Below are 20,161 nucleotides of genomic sequence, written 5' to 3' on the forward strand. Positions count from 1 at the left end.
GTTTTTTAAATCCATTCTTTCGTTACATGAATGTAAATGCGTTTGGCAAATTCAACTGTTACTAAATAAGCGAAATTGATACCAATAAACCATGGCCAGTAGCTTGATGGCAGCGCCGCAAAATCGAAGACGGTGTGCAATGGCGTCAAGATAACTAAGAAGCCAACTGCAATTGCTAGGACGCTGGAGATCAAGACTGCCGGTGAAGCAATACTATTGATAAATGGTAATTTTCTTGTTCGGATCATGTGAACGACTAAGGTTTGTGTCGTTAAGCCGATCATAAACCATCCTGCTTGGAACAAGGCTTGCTCTTGGATCGTATTTGCACTGAAGACATGCCACATCACAAAGAAGGTCAAAATATCAAAGATGCTGCTGACCGGTCCAATGCCGACCGTAAACTTCAATAGTCCGCCCACTTGCCATTTGACTGGTTTTTCTAACTCTGCTTTGTCTACGTTGTCCCATGGAATCGTCAATTGTGCCATATCGTACACCAAGTTTTGAACCAACAATTGAATGGACAACATTGGTAAGAAAGGTAAAAAGGCACTAGCAACTAAGATCGAGAAGACATTCCCGAAGTTCGAACTCAACGTCATTTTGATGTACTTCATCATATTGGTAAATACTTTGCGCCCTTCGATGACCCCTTTATCAAGGACATTTAAACTTTTTTCTAATAAAATGATCGAGCTGGCATCTTTGGTGATATCCGCTGCTGTATCAACCGAGATGCCAACATCTGCCGTGCGTAAAGCAGGCGCATCGTTGATGCCATCTCCCATAAAGCCGACTGTATGGCCTGCTGCTTGAATAGTTTCAATGATTCGTGATTTTTGCATTGGGTTTAATTTTGCAAACAGATTGGTTTTTGCAGCTTTCGCTGCTAACTCTTCATCTGATAGATGATCAATATCGGTTCCCAATAAGTATTCATCTGCATCGATACCAACATCTCGGCAAACTTTTTGCGCAACGATCGCATTATCTCCAGTCAACACTTTGACATTGATGCCATGACCGTGTAAAGAAGCAATCGCTGTTTTGGCTGTTTCTTTTGCTGGATCTAAGAAGCCCATAAAGCCAATCATGATCATGTCTTGTTCGTCTGCTACAGAATAAACGGCATCTGCGTGGGCATCGCGTTTTACGGCAACCGTCAACACACGCATCCCTTGTTTATTCAAGCGCAGGTTCACTTGACGTAATTGCTCTCTCAATTGAGGAGTCAATTCCATCACTTTGCCATCAACTTCTACGTATTTGCAGACTTGTTCCATTTCTTCAGCCGCACCTTTTGTGACCATCAGTTGATGACCATCCGCATTGACAACAACCGTTAAGCGACGACGTGAAAAGTCAAAAGGAATCTCATCGATTTTTGTCACATCGTTAAATGGCGCTGCCAAACCTTCTTCTTCATAGTAGTTTAGCACTGCGATATCCATCAGGTTTTTCCACCCTGTTTGATAGTAAGAATTTAAATAGGTCATATCAAGAACTTGTTTATCTTCTACGCCAAACGGGTTTAAATGTTGTACCAGCACGACACGATCTTCGGTGATCGTACCCGTTTTATCGGTACATAGGACATCCATTGCACCTAAGTTTTGAATCGAAGGCAATTCTTTGACGATCACTTTTTCTTTTGATAAAGAGATCGCCCCTTTGGCTAAGTTACTGGTAACGATCATTGGTAGCATTTCTGGCGTCAAACCAACTGCTACTGCAATCGCGAAGAACAACGCTTCGCCCCAATCACCCTTGGTTAATCCATTGATCAATAAAACGATTGGGAAAAGAACCATGACCATTCGCAACAATAGTTTGCTGACTTTCGTTAAGCCATCTTCAAAGGTTGTTTTGCCGCGTTTCGTGGTCGCATTTTTAGCAATATCGCCAAAGAATGTACTTTGACCGGTTTTCAAAATAATGGCTTTTCCTTGACCACTTAAGACATCGGTACCCATGAAAACAAGATCTTGCATATCTAGTGCAGAAATTTGTTCATCGCTTTCTTTGATCCCAGCATCGACAAATTTTTCAACGGGCATTGATTCGCCTGTTAATGAAGATTGATTGATAAATAAATCTTTGGTCCAAATCAAGATCGCATCCGCAGGGATCATGTCGCCAGTTGCTAAGGTGACGATGTCTCCAGGAACGACTTCATCCATTGGAATTTCTCTCGTGATTCCATCTCTGGTTACGGAACAAGTATTTTCAATAAGTTCTTTTAACGCTAAGCTTGCTTTTTGGGAACGGTATTCTTGGACGAAAGTAATCATGACACTGGCTAAAATCATGATTCCCATCACGATCACTGCTTCAATATCGCCTGTTACAAAAGAAATAATCATTAATAGGGCTAAAACTAACACAAAGGGATCTTTAAAAGCGCCTAAGATCATCAACCAAGCGGGTATTGGTTTTTGTGCGTCGACTTTGTTTGGACCATACTCTGCTAAACGTTCTGCAGCATCTTCTTCCGATAACCCTTGAAAGGAGGTCCGCATCTCCATCAATAATTCTCTTTCGGTCAATTTTGCAAGTAATTTTAGTTCTTGATCTTTCGATAGTTTTTTTAACATCTTTTTTTCCTCCTAGCACTTAGGAGTTGCTTACGCCACCCCTAGCGATTCGATAACTACTCCGCTGTTTCATCTGGGGACTGGGGTATTCCATGTGAATCTTCCTTTCTTTTTATTAGGTAAGTCACTGTGGAACGCGCGCAAAAGACACAAAAAAACGCACGCTCCCAATAAGCATGCGTAAAAAACTCATGATCATTGTAGAGCTTTAGCACTATAGGGCGTAGATAGCAAATTTGCTATCAGCTGCTTTGGGTTTAACCTTCACGATTAGACCTGTCCTACCAACTAAGCATCTCTCGATGCTTTTGCGGCAGCAGCTTGTGTCCATATAGGAGCCTCACCTAACAATTATTTGTATAAAATGTCAGTTCGTCGGAAGTCTTTCTTCCAACTACCCACATAATAACTGCTATCCTAACCAATGTCAACAGCATCTAAGGAAAAAAGTACCCTTTTTTCAAAGTTTTCCATAGGTTTTCAAATGAAAGGTCTTACAATAAAATAACAACGTTAAAGAACTGATGTGATTTTATATTTCAAAACATATGTATCTATGTGCTTGTATTCCTTTGTTCGTGCAGACTGCTTCAAGTTAACTAATGCCATACCGTTCTATCCACTATGCTGATATTCCATTAAAATCAAAAAAGGCAGCTAAGAGACTAATCAAAGTCTCTTAACTGTTTTTTAGAAAGGAATAATCAGTGACAGTTCTGACTATTTTGTCCTATTAATACTGCTCTGTAGTGCTGTAAAGTGTGACAGTAGTTACTTTATTTCATAAGTTGTGCGGACATAGAAGATAATTTCTTCTTGCTTTGGCTCATAAGGGTCTTCATATTGCACAACCTCTACAGAATGTAATCCCTCTTCAATATGACTAGTTGTAATAGCCATTGGGGTATCTAAAAATCTATCCACAGCATATATAAACCCAACTTGTTGTCCATCTGCATATATTGTAACATCAGCATTTAAATAAGCATCTGATAGTACCCATAGTCTTAGCGTATCTTTAACATGTACTCTTATGGGACTAATGTTAATACGTACCTCACTTGGATCAACAGTATTCTCAATGCCCTCATATTTCCATACCAAGCTAGGATCATCCACAGGATCAGGCTCTTCTTCCTGTACATCTTCTTCTACCTCTGATTCAGCAGTTACATCTGTTTCATCTGATTTTGAAACTTCTTCCACATCAGCAGCTTCAACAACTTCTTCTGGGACGTCACCCCTAAGTGATTGCCCTAGCATACCTATAGCGAGAATCAAAAGCATTCCCGCAGTAAATGTAGTTCCAAAAACTATAAGCCATTTCTTCATAGGAAACCTCCATTATTTTCAGTCCATTTAAGCGTAACATAGCTACTTTTAGGGGACAATAACAATAAAGGAACATATTTTGCTGTAATTTAACACAGATTCATCAGTGTGCTTATCTGTATAGACTTGCATATGTAATTCTTACGGTCTATAAACGCAAATATATTTGTATTATCGCTATGTTTTCATAGTTCGTATTTTATGATACCGTACGAATGTTTAAACCCTATCTAAACTACCTGGTAGTATATGTATATCGTAAAGCGGGGTACTGATTTTAACATAACCTCTTATATTAAAAATGTTTACTATCTGCTCTATCATAAATGAGATATCGCCTTATTCATGGATTTTTTATACAATCGAGCATGAGTCTTAAAACCTTAACTCCTTTTCATTCATGATAGGCATAACTTATCAATGATCTTGATCATCCAAGCAAAATATCATGAGCTAAGAGTTATGGTTAAATGATTTAAGTCTATTTTTAATAGTAAATCTATCAATTCTAGCTGTTGCATAGCAAAAAAGACAGCCATTTAACAAACAGCTGCCTCTTTCTCTATGTTCACCTATACTGGGAGAATTATTATTCACTCTAGCTCTCACGAAAAATGATCGGCTAAAATTTGCAGGATTCGCTGGCTTGCTTTCCCATCGCCGTATGGATTCTCTGCATGTGCCATGGCATTGTAAGCTTCTGGATCTTCTAGCAGTCGCTTTGTTTCCTGATAAACCGCAGCTTCAGACGTACCGATCAGTTTTAACGTACCTGCAGCAATGCCTTCTGGACGCTCTGTTGTATCTCGCAAGACCAAAACAGGAACGCCTAATGACGGCGCTTCTTCTTGGACACCACCGGAATCCGTCAAAATCAAGGTACTTTGATTCGCAACGTTATGAAAATCAATGACATCTAAAGGCTCAATCAACGTAACATTTGCTAGTTCTCCAAGAATCTCCTGAGCAATCCCTCGCACTTGAGGATTCTTATGCATAGGGAAAACCACTTTGATCGTTGGCTTCTCTTTTGCGATCTTCGCTAAAGCACGAAAGACCTGCTGCATCGGAGCACCTAAGTTTTCTCGACGATGCATTGTTAGTAGGATCATGGTTTGATCTGCTGCGGAAAGTTCTGGATGCTGGTATTCCTCCGAGATCGTATAACGCATCGCATCAATGGCGGTATTACCTGTTACATAAATCGCAGCCTCATTGCGGTTTTCAGCCAGCAGATTTTTTTTGCTTTGGGAAGTTGGCGCAAAGTAAAAATCAGCTAAGACATCGATCAACTGACGATTGGCTTCCTCTGGATAAGGAGATTTTTTGTTCCATGTGCGCAAACCGGCTTCCACATGCCCCACAGGAATTTGCTGATAAAAGGCGGCCGTTGCGGCTGCATAAGCGGTGGTCGTATCCCCATGAACCAGCACGATATCAGGAGTTTCTTTTTGCAGGATCGGTTCTAGATCTAGTAAAACTTTGGTGGTGATCCCTGTTAAAGTTTGCCCTAAAGTCATAATATCCAGATCATAGTCTGGTGTGATCTCAAAAACTGTTAATACTTGATCCAACATTTCTCGATGCTGCGCCGTCACCACAACGATCGATGCAAAACGCGGGTCGTTTTCCAATTCCTTTACTAGTGGCGCCATTTTGATGGCTTCCGGTCTGGTACCGAACACTGACATCACTTTGATTGTCATTTGGTCACCCGCTCCTCTACTCTTCGTTGCTTCTATTATAACGAAGAAAACAGAAAAACAAAATGGTTCTTCTTACAAAAAAAGAAACGACCAATAGAAGGTCGCTTCTTTAGTATCCTGTTTAGATCGTATCTCCATTAAAAATCGAATTTTTCACGATTACGTAATCCACTTTACGAATCGATTCTAAATCTTTTCCACCTGCATAAGAGATCGATGACTGCAAGTCTTGCTGCATTTCAACTAACGTGTCTTTCAAAGAACCTTTGTATTGAATCCAAATTTTCTTTCCTTCCACGTTTTTCTTTTCACCTTTTTGAAATTCTGATGCAGAACCAAAGTATTCTTTCATCACAACGCCGTTTTCTACCTTGGTTTCCCCTGGTGATTCTTCATGACCTGCAAACAATGAACCGATCATGACCATTGTTGCACCGAAACGGACAGATTTAGCGATATCGCCGTGTGTCCGAATGCCGCCATCTGCAATGATTGGTTTGCGAGCAGCTTTGGCACACCAGCGTAGTGCTGCTAACTGCCAGCCGCCAGTTCCGAAACCAGTTTTGATTTTTGTGATACACACTTTCCCAGGTCCAATGCCGACTTTCGTTGCATCTGCACCAGCGTTTTCCAATTCACGAACTGCTTCTGGTGTTCCAACATTTCCAGCGATCACAAACGTTGCTGGCAAATGCTTCTTGATGTGTTGGATCATATTGATCACGGCGTTTGAGTGGCCATGAGCAATATCGATCGTAATAAAATCAGGAACAAGCTCTTTGTCAGCTAGTTCTTCCACAAAGGCATATTCATTTTCTTTGACACCTACGCTGATAGAAGCAATCAAGCCACGGCTTTTCATTTTTTTGATAAATGGAATCCGCGCTTCTTCATCAAAGCGGTGCATAATATAAAAATAGCCATTTTCAGCTAAAAATTCTGCGATCGAATCATCAATAATCGTTTGCATATTTGCAGGAACGACAGGCATCTTAAAAGAGTGTCCGCCTAATGTCACCGTGGTATCACATTCTGAACGGCTGTTCACGATACACTTGTTAGGAATCAGTTGTATATCTTCGTAATCAAAAACTTTCATGTCAAACATAAAAATATCCTCCAAATCTTACTAAGAGTGAAGCAAGCATCAAATGGCCTCAGCCTATTTTTAACGCCCACAACAATTTAAACCACCTAGAAGTGAAATACAAGCTTTTTAGAAATACTTTTTGAAAAAAAAAGATGAATGTTCGTCTTTTGCGAACATTCATCCTTATAAGTACTGAAAAAAACGGGATTTACTAATAAATTACGGCAAGATGTTTCCTGCTGCTTTATACACCTCATACCATTCATGGCGGGTCAATACGATCGAAGATGCTTGCGCGATTTCTTCGATCCGATGTGGGGTCATCGTTCCAGCAATCACTTGCATGTTTGCTAATTTGGACACACAAAAAAAGCCCCTACTCAAAAGAGTAAGGGGTATTTGTATTACAGTTTATTATTGTTCAACGCTTGCTGCAACGCCTTGACTGCATTGGATACTGGACTGATGATGCCGTCTTGTGTCGTACCCAATCGTTTCTGCAATGCTTTGATAGTTGCTTGGCCAAGAAGTCCATCTTTCGTAACGCCTAACAATTTTTGCAACGCTTTAATTACATTAGATCCTTTTAGTGTAGAATCAAATTGCGCTGCATAAACATTTTGATTGTACTTTTGCTTGTACTGATGACTAATCACACCATCTTGTGTTGTGCCAAAGTATTGTTGCAATCGTTTTGCAGTAGCAGCGCCGAATTTACCATCCACTGTTAGCTGGCTATAACTAGGCTTAGTGGTGCTTGTTGTGGATCCATTGCTAGATGTACTGGGCTTAGTAGCGGTGGTGTCGTTGCTAGTAGCTTTTCCAAACACCGCATCTTTGAAGCGTTCTAGCTCACTTGGTTTAGCTACCCACGGAGCTGGGCAGTTCTTGCCAGTAACATCATAATGTCGCCAAATCTTATTTCGAGTGATATTTGGATATTTTGCGATCAGTTCTTTGACAGCTTTAACAGTATTCTGGAATGTTTTTTCAGTGATATTTCCATTTCTATCCAAGCACATCTCCACGCCAATAGCGCCATAATTAGCATTACCGATTTGTGAATACAAAGGCTTGTAGATAGATCCATCAGAATTGTATCTAACCGTATCGTTTGCGTGGTAAGCGACCTCATCTAATGGAATGATACAAATAGCTTCATTGTCATCTACAAACAAGTGAGCGGAAGCATAAACGCCATTCAGATTATTGAAGTAGTCTTTGTGATTTCGGGCAGTGCCGCCATTGTTTGCCGTGTAATGCATGATAATTCCTTTGATACCATAGTTCTTGATTCCTGGACGAGAAAACTTATTGATTCTGATATATTCGTATTTGATGAAACTCATTTATATCATCCTTTCTAAATTAAAAAAAGAGCGGCTTATTCAGCCACTCCTTGGTCAACGCCATCTTTCATCCCTTTTACCGCTGATTCGATTAATAGATTCAACTCTTCTTCAGTGAACTTGATGCCGTTCTTGTTAAACAAGTCTACTAACTGAGCCTTGGCTTCTTGCAACTTAGCATCTCCGTTTGCTTCTGCGTAAACTTGCTGGACAGCGGCAACCACGATATCCACATAGTTCTTTTTGCTTTCCAACTGAGCTAAGACACCTTTCTTCTTCAAGTATTCTGATCCCTTTTGGCCAATAAATCCCGTTGCCAATCCAACCACAACAATCAATAAGTTTAACAATGCGTCTTGTAATGCTTCCATCTAAATTCCACCTTTCAATTGTAACTTCAGCATTTCGTTTTCTTCTTCCAACTCATCACACTTAGTTTCTAGCTTTTCTATTTGCAACAAATAGCCTTGCTCTTTTTCTGCAAATGTATGCTCAATTGTATCAAGCTTGATTTTCAACTTATTAAATTCAGTTTGTAGGCCAAATACTTGTTGACGAGTTTTCTCATATTCTTCTTTTAAGGTAATGTTTTCTTTTAACTGCGCATCATATAAAGTCTTCCAACCTGCGTAGACATCATCTTTATTTTCAATCTCAGCTTTTTTGTTTTCAAGCTCGCCTTTTCGAACAATGCCCCGAAAGTCAAATCTATTCGCAATAGTCGTCCCTACGACGCCTATCAAGCCAGTTATGACCGGCAACCAATTATCTAACCAAGTATCCTTCATTCCAAAACCTCCCTAACAGCGATCCCTAGGGCAATCCAAGCATACCCAAGAGTAAGAATGCCCACTGTATTAGGAGGTCCATTGAAAAAGAAAGAAGTACTGAATACTAGCCATAGTCCGACTAGTAGCGATAGACTGACTCTTTTAATTACTCGATTGTTTATAAACACACCAAGCAATTTCATTGCACCAAGAATCATGAACGAGCTGCTGATGATACGCTGATCAAATATTTCATTCAACGTCTCATACATTTCGTAACTGATTAATATTTCAGGGTTTTTGAAAAGGATCAAACCGTAGAAGAAACTTACCACAGCTAGTCCGATACTATACCACTTCAAAATCACAACCCTTGCAAACCTAAGCCACAAACTTCTGGTTTTATCCCACATACGTCACCTACTTTCCAAAATAAAAGCAACCGACTAAGCCGATTGCTTCAACTAAATTAATAATAAAATTCGCGATCTACTCCAGCACCGAACCTTTTCAAGTAAACCTTTCTATTTCTTTGATCGATTAGAATATTATCAAAAGCATTTTCTGTAACCGTTCCAGCTGTCCTAGAAAAGACATTCACCCCTTCAATACCTCCAGCTCCATTCGATGGTTGCATTGCCATCGATGTAATCATTGTGAAACTAAGTTCTTCTCTTTTTACTAGTGTATCCATATGGATATGACCACAAAAATAACCGATCAATCTGTTAGCATCTGAATAAGTTACATTTTCTTGCAATCCATAACTATCAATGTATGTGCCTCCTGTATTAAATGCCTCAAGTATTCTAGCAACATCCTCGACGCGGTCACCCAATGCACCTTCAAAAACACCGGTCCAGATAGGAGAGTGCCCAAAAACAATTACTTCCCAATCAGTTTCTTCAAAATTTAGAGCAACGGTCGATAGCCATTTAAGTCCATGCGCTGTGATGCCATTACGCTTAACTGTATCTGTGGAAGCACTAGCCATATTTAAAGAGATTACTCTGATTTTTCGATTTTTATCGTCGTAGTAGTAATGCCCTTCATGCTGGTCGTCCATAATACAATTTTTTCTCACAAAATCGTTCATAATAAGCCGCTCTGTAAAATGAACATTATCAACAGTTCCATCAGTAGTTGCTGTACCATCTGAATCATGATTTCCTCTATTTAGTAATAAAGGCGGAGAAATAGCACTGTATTGCCGTTTGATTTCATCAAATCTGGATAACATCTTTTGTTCCTCTAGTTCGTATGTTATATCTCCAGTGTGTACACACAAATCTGCTAATCCTTGTTTGGTGAAATCAACGAACTGCTCAACAAGATTGTCACAATCATGCGTGTCAGTAATCCAAGATATTACCATCATTTCAGGATTTTTATTATCAAGTATATTATTCGTCACTCGTGTAATTTCTTCGATCACATATTTAGGAACTGTATCTTTTGAGCCGTTAATAACATATAAATCATCTTGAGAAATTCTTTTTTCACTTTTATTAAACGAACATAAAACTAGCTGAGACCCAGTCATTACAGCATTAAAAGTTACTGCTGAGAAAGATTTTGAGCGCAAATCGAATATTAATTTTGCGTTATTTAGATTCGAAATATCTATAGCAACATCTTCTCCGTTAGGATTCCAATCTGTATAATAGTAGGCTTTCTCTTTTGCAATAAACTGGCTTCTTCCAGGTATAATTATTTTTTCATTGCCAAAGTCAAAATTGATAGGTTGATTTTTGGAGTTGGACCAATAAAAACTACTTCCGCTTAAATCATTTGGATTATAAACATAATCTCCATTAATTTTGTACTCCGTATTGATACTAACGATTCTTCTGACCTTGTTGAAAATAGCCACAACTACATCTTCGGAACCTAACTCAGTCGTTGCCCAAACCGCTACGCATCTATAGACTAATGTACTTAGATCTAGCACTAGCGCCTGTGAGCCATTCGCTGTCATATCAATTATTTTTTGACCTATTGGGCTATAATATTTGTATCCTAATCGGTAGGAATAACCATTTGGAATTTCTATCCTCTCATTAACAAAATCAAAATTAATCCTTTCATTTGTATCAGAATGAATAAATAATCCACCAGTCAGATTTGCTTTTATTTTTGTATCTGTAATTGAGCGATCAACGATATTTGTTGTACTTACAGCATCTTTCCCAACAACCGCCACACTCCCACCAGTCATGGCTGTTTTCACTTCTTGGGTGAGCATCCCCATCGTGACTTGACTAGCGCCGCCTTTATCGACCTTTCCATTTGCCAATCCGTCAACGCGTTGCGTTGTTTGTGCCAACGATGTTTTATCCGCTTTATCTGTTGCAAGTTGATTAACATCCGTCTTATCTGCTTTTTTTGTTTCCAATGTATCGATATCCGTCCTAAACTGATTCGCATCAGCTAAAACAGCTACTAAAGCGCTAAATTCCGCTTTTTGTGCAATCCCAACAGCTTCACCAGCCAGTCGCTGCACCGTCAATTCAAACTCTTTTAACTGGGTCGTTTTCCCGTTTTGCAAAATTTGAATACTAGCGAACACTTTGCCCGGAGTCAACATGTTTTGCGGATATTCAATTCTAAAAATACTTTTTGATTTATCAACTACAGAAAACGCTGATAAGTCAGCTAGCCCGCTGGCTTCATTGTGCCAACGTAAATTTAAGGTTAAACCAGGCACTTCGCCAACCGAACCATTATTCGTAACCTGAACGGTAAGCGTGCGGCCTTTATAATCACCTTGGGAAACAAATTGTTTCTGCACAAAGCTATCATTCGCTCTATCAATCACTAAATCGACATCTCTAAATTGATCTAGTTCCAAATGTCATCACTCCTAAAAATCAATATAATCGCGCGGATTGAAAAAGTGGTCATTTGAACTAGGATACATTTCATCAAAAAATTGGAAATGTAAATGTATTCCAGTACTTGGACCTGTCGTTCCAATTACGCCGATTTGTTGCCCTTGTGTAACTGTACTTCCTTTAGAAACGTTTACGCTGCTAAGGTGAGCGTATCCAGTGTACATGCCATCACTGTGCTTGATAACAACCCAATTTCCATACCAATCAAAGTAGTTTGCATCTCCTGCAACAATCACTTCACCGTCTGCAGACGCATAAATCGGTGCATTCGAATTATTGTTTACTAGATCTATGCCATTGTGGTAATCTGCTTCACCACTGATTGGGTGAGTTCTCCATCCAAATTCACTCGTGACAGTCACCGGCGCATCAATTGGCACAATATAGCCATTTGATTGAGGAATATCCAAGTCTTTGAATTTTAAGTACCATTCATTAGCCCACGTAATTCGTTCTGGATGATCGTTCAACGGTCGTTCGAAGTTTTCCTCAAACGTTCTTGTAGCAACAGCGATATCAGTCATATTCATGAACTGTGACCAAGTATATGGATAAGCACTCGTTGCAATCCACTGGCCGTTTGGCGCATGCCACATCAATAATTTAAACTGAGTTGTGATTGTATCTGGATCACCAGAGATTCCAGCTCTAGTCATAAGGTTAATCATATAAACACGACCACTTGTTGCGCCAGTTCCATCTGTCCATTGCCATACACCATAACCGAAACCAGGAGCGCCATTTCCTTCATCTGCGGTTGGATTCGCATCTGATTCACCTTGAGCGTTACCTAGTAAAGCGGCTGCGGCTTGTTGTGTACCACCAGCACCAATAAACATTGCCCAGATCTGCCAGTAACGTTTGTCACGGTCGCTCGTTACTTCTGGAGGGTATTGGCCATTCCATCCGCCACCATTTCCGCCTGAACCACCACCGTTTTGATCAATTTTAACGCCATTTACATACAGTTCTTTGACATCTAAACGACCATCCATTGCGACTGCATCTTGGAACGTCACTTTACCATTACGAAAAGTCCCTTCACCGCTAAGTCTATATAACGGTGCGTCAGGTGTACTTTCTTTTGGAATTTGAAAGACAGCAACTGATTTTCCATCGCCATCACCAGTATTAATCGAAAAAATGTAATTTGGTTCTTTCCAAATAGCAAATCCGTTGATATTTTTATCTGCTCCATAGGTAGATGTGATAGCTCCTAATGATTCTCCATGAACATCATCCAACCCTGTGGAAACAACTTTCTTTTCAAACGAAACTTTACCGCCTTCAACGACTACTTGGAATGATTTGTCATCCAATGTCTTTAAAGCTACCCCTTGAACGAGAATACCTGATAGAATACCTGCAGTGATAAAGTCAGCCACGATCGCTCCGTCTTGAGTCATTGCTAAACCGTACGGACCGTTCACGCCGTTGTTAGAGTATCCTAGCCCACCTAAGTTCCATCGCCAAACCTTTTGAGCATCAGCAACAGATGGCTTGTCCATGATTAGGATTTCGCTAGGTGCCTTTTCAGGTCGCATACGAATGATGCCGCCTTTTGTCCCAGTGATCCAGCTCGAAGCATTTCGAACGGCTTCAACCATCAATTCAGTGCGACTTTCAACCTTTTGACGAAGCTTTGCCGTCTCGGTTGCCGTTGCATTGGTGTAGAATTCGATATCATTGCCTAAAGTCACGCTTTTGTATTTGCCAAGCGTGGGGTACCAAGTGTATTCGATCATTCGTTCGGCTACTTCAATTCCTAATTTTGCAACCGTACAATAGCAAGTATCACCGAAATGCAACCTTGCAATATCATCGTATAAATCTTCATACTCCATTGTATTTTCAAGTTGGACCATAGAAACCGTATGAGTGATTGAAGGTTCATGTACTCGATCGACATCAAATTTTGATTGACCCCATTTTTTCAATTCTTCAACCGTGGTGAGTTCTGAATTTTCGTATTTACCAATGCGACGGTTTTTATCGGTTACTCCTGTCAATTCGAGATATTTGTACGTGATTGGCTCTTTATCTTCATCGTAATCGCCTTCTGGCACTCCGCCGATTAAATACAAGCTATTATAATAGTTGCCGTCTATCTCTTCCTCAATCGATTCTAGGTTCACTCCTAAATCAACCCGATAGCCATTGTCTTTCCCGATTCGAGATAGCAACCTGAAACGATAGTTGTCCATATCCAATTCGCCAGCAGTGATACTTGCTAGATTTTCGTTGCCATTATTTGATCCAATCACAGCATCGACTGGATTAGTCTGTTTGACAGTGAATTGGTGGACTGTTTGAATATCTGACTCAAATGAAAAAGGCTGCTCAAATGCTAGGGCAGCCTTTAATCTACTCATGATAATTGATCCAGTACCATTTTGAGTGAAACTACTCTCAATGAAATTTCGACTCAACATATAGCCAATCGCTCGTCCAGTAATAGAGAAAGAGTTGAGATTTTTCGTAACTTTTTTAATCTCAAAGTATTTCATCTTACCGTCTTCATCTTCTGCACGAATGAAGTTATCTTCTTTGAGATACTCCACGTTTTGGCCATCTAATGAATAGTTGCCATAGAAAGTATAGTCACCATTTAGAATACGATTGATTTCAGGTAAATCAGCCCAATCAATCAAAGCGTGACCGTTCGTTTCTAAGTCCGCTGGCATTTCTTCATAAACATAAACTAAACTCACAAATACACGCTCCTTCTTAAAATTGTGCCGCTAGAAACACCTGTGGTAGTCAGGTTGTTTTCTCCCGGACGTACCAACGGCCATTCTCCTTTGCTGAAAAGTGTTTTGGAACCCTGAATAATTTTTCCGTGTTCACAATCGACTTTGATTATTTCGGTACTGCTGTTTGTAATCGTCAACGAAGTACTGTTGATTGTAAGTTTGACGTTGCCGCCCGTTGGTTTCAATTCAAGGTAAGGTTTTGCTGTTTCATCGCCTGGATCATGAAAGACCAACGAGGTAGCGAATGGCAATGATTGCTCATTTACTTTCCGTTTAAAAGGTTGACATCGAAAAGTTAAATCAAAGGTATAGAAAAACCCCCACTCGTTTTCAAACTCAGTGGGGGAATCCATCATACAAATAACGTCTCGATAAGTATTGTAATCATTATGAGTAATCAATTGCCCACGACCTCGTAACCATTGTTTTACTTCACGCAAGCGATCGTACGGAATTGTGACTGATTCGACTTCTAGGTTATATGGTTCGTAATCATCAAATGTTTCGTGCAATGATCCACTTCGTCCTAACACAGTGATTTCTTCGTAGCGTTTGTTTGGAGAGATCTCAGGAAGTTCAGTTTCGATAATACAATCCATATCCATAACTGCGTTGATTCCTTTGAATATAAAATTCGGTGTATCAGCATCCATGAACATTCCTACTAACCTCCCACACCGGCAAGTGCTTGTTTGCTTGCACGGTAAAATTTACGGTTCATTTTGTTTAATTCGCTTGGGTTATTCGCATCGACATTCCCAATGTGGATATGTTGTTCCACTTTGGAAGGCTGTACTTTGCCGCCTATGCCTTTGCGTTTTTCTTCGTCTGATAACGGAGTAACAGTGGTCTTACCGTTTTTATTCGTAAGCAACTCTGGTCCGGCTTCACCAACGATCGCTTGGCCATTCAATACATGACCGCCTTTCGCTAGATAAGGTAATTCTCCAATGCTGAAACTTTTACCCCCAACACCAGGCACCCATTTAGGAACTTTGATATTATTCAGACCTCGAATAAATCCGTTGATCAGTCCAATCATGTTGTTAATCGGTATTTTGGCAATCGCAACAATTCCATCAAAGATACCACCAAAAATGTTTACAATACCATTCCAAGCACGTTCCCAATCCCCTGTGAAAACTCCAGTGATAAAATCAATAAAACCAGTGAATATACGTTTCCCAGCTTCGAATACGTTAGAAACATTTGTCCAAATCCCTTCAAATACGCCACTAATGTACCCACCAATAAAGTTGAACACCTCAACGGCGACATCCGATATACCTTGAAAGAATGCATTCACACCATTTCTAAACCATTCAACCTTGTTATATGCGAGAACTAAGCCCGCAATAAGCAGGGCAATACCTGCAATAACCAATACGAATGGGTTTTGCATTAGAAATAGCGAAAGCTTGCCCCAAAGGTCAATCATAGTAGAAATGCCGCCGGATATTTTGGTGATTGATCCCATGAGTGTTCCAAATATTACAAGAACAGGTCCTATGGCTGCTGCTATCCCCGCTATGGTCATAATAGTTTTTTGTGTATTTTCATCTAATCCTCTAAACCACTGAGCCGCATTTTTAACTGCTTCAGCAACACTGTTGATAGTAGGTGCTAATTGCTCACCAACTTCGGCTGCGGCAAGCATCATATTGTTCATAGCGCTTTGATATGTGACTGTTTCTTTAACTTTGTTAGTTAGGTTGTCACTTGATCCCGCTGCATCATCATATGCTTGTTTGTTTTTTTCGATTGCATCAGTTGCACCAGACATCGCTTCAATTACCTGAATACCCGCATCTTCACCTTGTGTACCAAAAATCGCAGAAATAGCAGCCGCTTTGTCTTGCTCAGAACTCATTTTAGATATTTCAGTCGAAAGTAATTGGAAAGCATCCTTAGAGGAAAGATTACCATCTTCAATTTGTTTATATAGATTAGAAAAATCGCCACCTAAGTCGCCAACAGCATCTTTTACAGTTCCATCACTCATACGAATACCAAACTCTTTGACTAAGTCGTTCACCTTGTCAAGGTTATACGCACCGCCGTCTAGACCAGCTTCTAAAATTGAAAACATTTCTTCAGCGGAATAACCACTTTGGTGGAAAAGCGTTGCGTATTCTGCTAGGTTATCGCCCAACTCATGCGTTTTGTCTAATCCGTTTTGTGTAGCGGTTGTAATCAAATCCATTGCTTCACTTCCGTCATACCCATAAGCAGTAACAAGAGCGTTTGCGCCACGTAATGTTTCATCCATATCCGCATCGAATAGTTTTTCGAGCGTTAAGGCTTTTTCAGTCATCGATTGAATAGCATCGGATCCCTGATTTTTTAAATCAGGAAACTGGTTAATCATTTTTATGACAGCTTCTTTAGCTTCATCTATGTTTTCGACCAAGCCGTCTGCAAAAATATTCTCCATCGCAGTTGCAGCGTTTTGGGCTTCACTTTCAGTCATACCAAAGGAAGCTTGCAACTGAGTTTGTGCAGTAGAAAGGTCGCTATAAGCTTTAGCACCTGCAGTAGCCATCGCCACAACTGGTGCTGTGACACCAACTGAAAGCTTTTCGCCCGCAGATTTCACTTTTTCAGCTGCTTTTTCAATTTTTTCTAGTTTCTCGGCAGTCGTTAACGCCTTATCTCCTTGTGCATCCAATGCATCATTGGTGCTTTCAAGAGCTTTTCGAAGATTATTTTCGCTAGTTTCAGACTTTAACAGCATCTCGTAAAGCTTACGTGTTTTTTCGGAGTTTTCACCAGTTTCTTTAGCTGATTTAGCATACTCTTCACGCAAAGCTTCAGTTTTGGCGGCTGCTATATCTAATTGCTTTTCAAGTTTTTGTTTAGCCGCTGCTAGCTTTTCCGTCGCACTTGCATTTTTGTCCATACCTGATATCTGATTTTTGTATTCAAGAGTCGCCAATTTCATGTCATTATTGATCTCTTTGATCGTTTTAGAATAAGCGACTTCACCATTCATCCTAAAATTGAGGACTACATCAGACTCTTTTGTGTTTTTCGCCATGCTTCTCTCCTTTCTACCAGAACGGGCTATTGTCTAGCGTAGTCGTTTCAGGTATTTCAAAATCTGAACTGTTTGCTAGTAGCCACTGGATATAGGATTTAAGCCACAAGTTTGGCGTTGCTCTTAAAAAGAAATCCTCACTCCAATTTAGAAGAGTGAGGGCTACATAAAGATAAAAATCCCAAGGTGTGCCTAACGGTTCTTCTTGTGATTTCGCTTTTGATTTTTTCTTTTTTGGGTTTTTGAGGCTTGATAGTCTTGTGGCTTTTTGGATTTTTTTAAGTCTACCTCTTGGAATTGTTTTGGCGCATAGATTCGCATACAGACTGAGTAGACTTGCAATACTTCCTCGCCCATTCCTAAGAAACGTTCGATCGTCTTAGGATCTTCATCAAGTCCGCCAGTTCGTAGCATACCGTAGATCAATGCCCGCATAATTTTAAAATCAGATGGCGTAACGGTTCTTAAATCCATTTGGCCATTTGCTCGTTTCAACATATCATTCATATCTGCTTCAAAAACAGAGTAATCTTGATCGTAGATTTCAGCGATAAACTCCCACGTTTCCATGGTGGCATCTACTGGAAATTTATGACCTTGAATGGTGACTGTTTCTAGCTCACCTAGTGTAATGCCGTAATCGGATAATTTTGCCATTACTCGCCACCACCTGATGGCGTTGCGGATAAGGTTGCCCATTGTTCTTCGCTGTATACAGGTTGTGCAATAAATTGATCCAAAGTGATTCCTGCTGCACTCTCACGATATGAATCAAATGTAGAATACAACACGTTGTTGAAATTCAAACCGTACGCGTTTAAATTGGCAGTTACATCAGCAATATCAATCTCCGATTCTGCGGTTACGTAAGTTTCATCAATGACATTCGATAGTTGTACTTTTGGATACCAAACTGCTTTCTTGCCGCCACCTTCGATATTGCCGATAAATCCAAAAGCAAAATAAGGCATTTCAGTAACTTCTGTTTTGTTGAAAGTAACGCCTTTTGCTGCAACTAACCCTTTCAGTTTATCCATCAATGCGACGGGGATACCGACATGGGTCAATGCGACTTCATGCTTGGTTTCTCGACTGATCGAACGGAATAACTTGCTAGACGCATATTTTTCTAATGTCGTTCCATTACCGCTAATGCCTAACTCGGTTGCGATTGGTAAACGTACAATTTCATCATACGTTGGTGCTGCATTTGGTGATTCAGGTGTCAACATCATTCCGATTAGAATATCATCTAACCCTTCAAAAAACTTGATATCTTTTGCATCCAAAGAAATCATCCTTTCCATTGGTTCATAATTTTTCTTGTCATAATTTCAGCGATTTTTTCGCTATTATTCTTATAAGTTTTACTCGCAAATCTTTGTGCCTTTTGATCAGACGTGCCGTTTTCTGGAAATCTCCAATAAAAAGCTGTGTCTTTAAAGACTACTCTTACCTCACGATCGACTATCACAACTTCTAAGTGGTCTTTCATGTGCTCTTTGGTTCTCAAAGATTCTGGAACCTGCGGTAAGAGTTTAGAAACATAAAATTCAGCTGCTTCTTCAAGTGATTTCATGGTAATCTTAGTCGGATCTGCTTTCATAAGGTTTCCGAAGTAATCTGCTTGCGCTTCAAACCCATTTTTCCTAGCCATCGTTAATCACCGTGATTTCAGTATAGAAATTTGTAATTGTGTCATTGTTTTCATCGCCGATAGTTGAATAGAAATCTCCATACGGTATTTTGTTCTGATTTAGTACAAGTTCAATAGGCGTTAGGTCACTTTCAGTTCCAGCGGTAAACAATGATAACTGGTAAGTATCTACTTTTCTGAAAACATTACTTCCAGACCATTTATTGATAGTGCCTTCATAGGTATAAATCATATATGGATATGGAGTGTTTTTCGGTGCTTTGTCTCTATATAGTTTGTACGGAGTGGTTTTGAGTAAAGTTTTCAATTCATCTAAGCTAATTGACATACGTTAAGCTCAACTCCATTTCCCTACTTTTTGGCAGCGTGTAAATGCGTGCTATGTTATACGCAATACCGTCGATTTTAACGCCGTTTGTCTTCTCTGTGATAGATTTATCCAAACGACATTTAATGCGCCTTACAACGTCCGTCTTGGCTTGCTGTGATAGGTATTTTTCTTCTGCCGTTATACCGATTTCTATATAGTACAAGTCACGAACTTTCGTCCTAACTTCAACAGGTCTGTCGTTGTCATCTACGATTTCTTCAATCTTTTGTAACTCAGCGATCCACTGTAAATCATTAAGTAGGCTCATCAGTCAACACCTCCAAAGCGAAAATAGGTTCTAAAGCCATCAACGCTTCTTTGAGATCATCAGACGAAAGTCGGTGTTCGAACATGACGGTTGTCACCATAATTTCTAAATACTCTTGCTCATAGCCAATTTTCTTTTTTACGTATCGCTTTGCTGCTTCAGCATAAAAAGAGAGCATAGAATCATCCATGCCCTCCTCTAATCGGATATGTTTTTTTAGGTTATCTAACAAATTACTTTCCAATCTACTCACCTACCAATTCCAATAATTCTGATTTAGTAGCATTGGATTTGTAAGAAATACCAACCGTATCTAAATAGGCTTTGATTTCTACAAC

The 20,161-nt window shown here is 39.9% G+C and carries 17 protein-coding genes, 1 pseudogene and 1 riboswitch; all 18 genes and pseudogenes read right to left on the bottom strand.

The genetic code is table 11. The features are described from left to right. Window positions 1–5: 5 nt before the first annotated feature. The 18 genes and pseudogenes from mgtA to IGJ25_RS10360 all read right to left on the bottom strand — a co-directional run bounded on the left by mgtA (window position 6) and on the right by IGJ25_RS10360 (window position 20,076). Window positions 6–2,597 carry a magnesium-translocating P-type ATPase gene (gene mgtA / locus IGJ25_RS10275; RefSeq protein ID WP_142973262.1) on the bottom strand — a complete coding sequence of 864 codons (2,592 nt, stop codon included), beginning with the start codon at window positions 2,595–2,597 and terminating at the stop codon, window positions 6–8. Between the two features lie 187 nt (window positions 2,598–2,784). Further along, window positions 2,785–2,956: riboswitch (M-box (ykoK) riboswitch) on the bottom strand. A gap of 412 nt (window positions 2,957–3,368) precedes the next feature. Further along, complete coding sequence (locus tag IGJ25_RS10280) at window positions 3,369–3,929, bottom strand: hypothetical protein (RefSeq protein WP_225001101.1); 561 nt, start codon at window positions 3,927–3,929, stop codon at window positions 3,369–3,371. A 605-nt stretch (window positions 3,930–4,534) separates the two neighbouring features. Beyond that, window positions 4,535–5,635 carry a non-hydrolyzing UDP-N-acetylglucosamine 2-epimerase gene (wecB, locus tag IGJ25_RS10285; RefSeq protein ID WP_225001100.1) on the bottom strand — a complete coding sequence of 367 codons (1,101 nt, stop codon included), beginning with the start codon at window positions 5,633–5,635 and terminating at the stop codon, window positions 4,535–4,537. Between the two features lie 121 nt (window positions 5,636–5,756). Beyond that, a complete protein-coding gene (guaC, locus tag IGJ25_RS10290) occupies window positions 5,757–6,734 on the bottom strand; it encodes a GMP reductase (protein WP_005230038.1) in 978 nt (325 codons plus the stop codon). A 210-nt stretch (window positions 6,735–6,944) separates the two neighbouring features. Then, a pseudogene (locus IGJ25_RS10295) lies at window positions 6,945–7,076 on the bottom strand (aldo/keto reductase); the annotation flags it as partial. 53 nt (window positions 7,077–7,129) lie between these two features. Beyond that, window positions 7,130–8,074, bottom strand: coding sequence for a peptidoglycan recognition protein family protein (locus IGJ25_RS10300; protein WP_438779277.1), 945 nt, complete (start codon window positions 8,072–8,074; stop codon window positions 7,130–7,132). A 35-nt stretch (window positions 8,075–8,109) separates the two neighbouring features. Next, complete coding sequence (locus IGJ25_RS10305) at window positions 8,110–8,445, bottom strand: phage holin, LLH family (protein ID WP_438779278.1); 336 nt, start codon at window positions 8,443–8,445, stop codon at window positions 8,110–8,112. After that, a complete protein-coding gene (locus IGJ25_RS10310; RefSeq protein WP_438779279.1) occupies window positions 8,446–8,862 on the bottom strand; it encodes a hypothetical protein in 417 nt (138 codons plus the stop codon). It abuts the gene before it with no gap. Window positions 8,863–9,313: 451 nt separating this feature from the next. Further along, complete coding sequence (locus IGJ25_RS10315) at window positions 9,314–11,695, bottom strand: metallophosphoesterase family protein (RefSeq protein ID WP_438779280.1); 2,382 nt, start codon at window positions 11,693–11,695, stop codon at window positions 9,314–9,316. A 12-nt stretch (window positions 11,696–11,707) separates the two neighbouring features. Continuing rightward, window positions 11,708–14,449, bottom strand: a complete 2,742-nt coding sequence (locus IGJ25_RS10320; RefSeq protein WP_438779281.1) for a phage tail tip lysozyme — start codon at window positions 14,447–14,449, stop codon at window positions 11,708–11,710. Next, window positions 14,446–15,144, bottom strand: coding sequence for a phage tail protein (locus tag IGJ25_RS10325; protein WP_438779446.1), 699 nt, complete (start codon window positions 15,142–15,144; stop codon window positions 14,446–14,448). The genes IGJ25_RS10320 and IGJ25_RS10325 overlap by 4 nt, the downstream gene beginning before the upstream one ends. Before the next feature lie 11 nt (window positions 15,145–15,155). Next, on the bottom strand, window positions 15,156–17,528 hold the full coding sequence (locus tag IGJ25_RS10330; RefSeq protein WP_438779282.1) for a phage tail tape measure protein: 2,373 nt from the start codon (window positions 17,526–17,528) through the stop codon (window positions 15,156–15,158). A gap of 192 nt (window positions 17,529–17,720) precedes the next feature. Continuing rightward, window positions 17,721–18,185 (bottom strand): hypothetical protein, encoded by a 465-nt coding sequence (locus IGJ25_RS10335; protein WP_218212543.1) that lies wholly within the window; start codon window positions 18,183–18,185, stop codon window positions 17,721–17,723. Further along, window positions 18,185–18,826: a major tail protein gene (locus IGJ25_RS10340; protein WP_438779283.1), complete on the bottom strand. Its 642-nt coding sequence runs from the start codon at window positions 18,824–18,826 to the stop codon at window positions 18,185–18,187. Before IGJ25_RS10340 ends, IGJ25_RS10335 begins: the two co-directional genes overlap by 1 nt. Beyond that, window positions 18,823–19,185, bottom strand: a complete 363-nt coding sequence (locus IGJ25_RS10345) for an HK97-gp10 family putative phage morphogenesis protein (RefSeq protein ID WP_438779284.1) — start codon at window positions 19,183–19,185, stop codon at window positions 18,823–18,825. Before IGJ25_RS10345 ends, IGJ25_RS10340 begins: the two co-directional genes overlap by 4 nt. After that, the gene (locus tag IGJ25_RS10350; RefSeq protein WP_428244995.1) at window positions 19,178–19,513 is read right to left on the bottom strand and encodes a hypothetical protein; all 336 of its coding nucleotides are present in this window, start codon (window positions 19,511–19,513) and stop codon (window positions 19,178–19,180) included. The genes IGJ25_RS10345 and IGJ25_RS10350 overlap by 8 nt, the downstream gene beginning before the upstream one ends. Continuing rightward, the gene (locus IGJ25_RS10355) at window positions 19,503–19,823 is read right to left on the bottom strand and encodes a phage head closure protein (RefSeq protein WP_438779285.1); all 321 of its coding nucleotides are present in this window, start codon (window positions 19,821–19,823) and stop codon (window positions 19,503–19,505) included. The genes IGJ25_RS10350 and IGJ25_RS10355 overlap by 11 nt, the downstream gene beginning before the upstream one ends. After that, window positions 19,810–20,076: a head-tail connector protein gene (locus IGJ25_RS10360; RefSeq protein ID WP_438779286.1), complete on the bottom strand. Its 267-nt coding sequence runs from the start codon at window positions 20,074–20,076 to the stop codon at window positions 19,810–19,812. The genes IGJ25_RS10355 and IGJ25_RS10360 overlap by 14 nt, the downstream gene beginning before the upstream one ends. Window positions 20,077–20,161 lie beyond the last annotated feature (85 nt).

Origin of the sequence: Enterococcus sp. DIV0240d, assembly GCF_051711245.1 — a bacterium.
In the GTDB taxonomy this organism is placed as follows: domain Bacteria; phylum Bacillota; class Bacilli; order Lactobacillales; family Enterococcaceae; genus Enterococcus_D; species Enterococcus_D casseliflavus.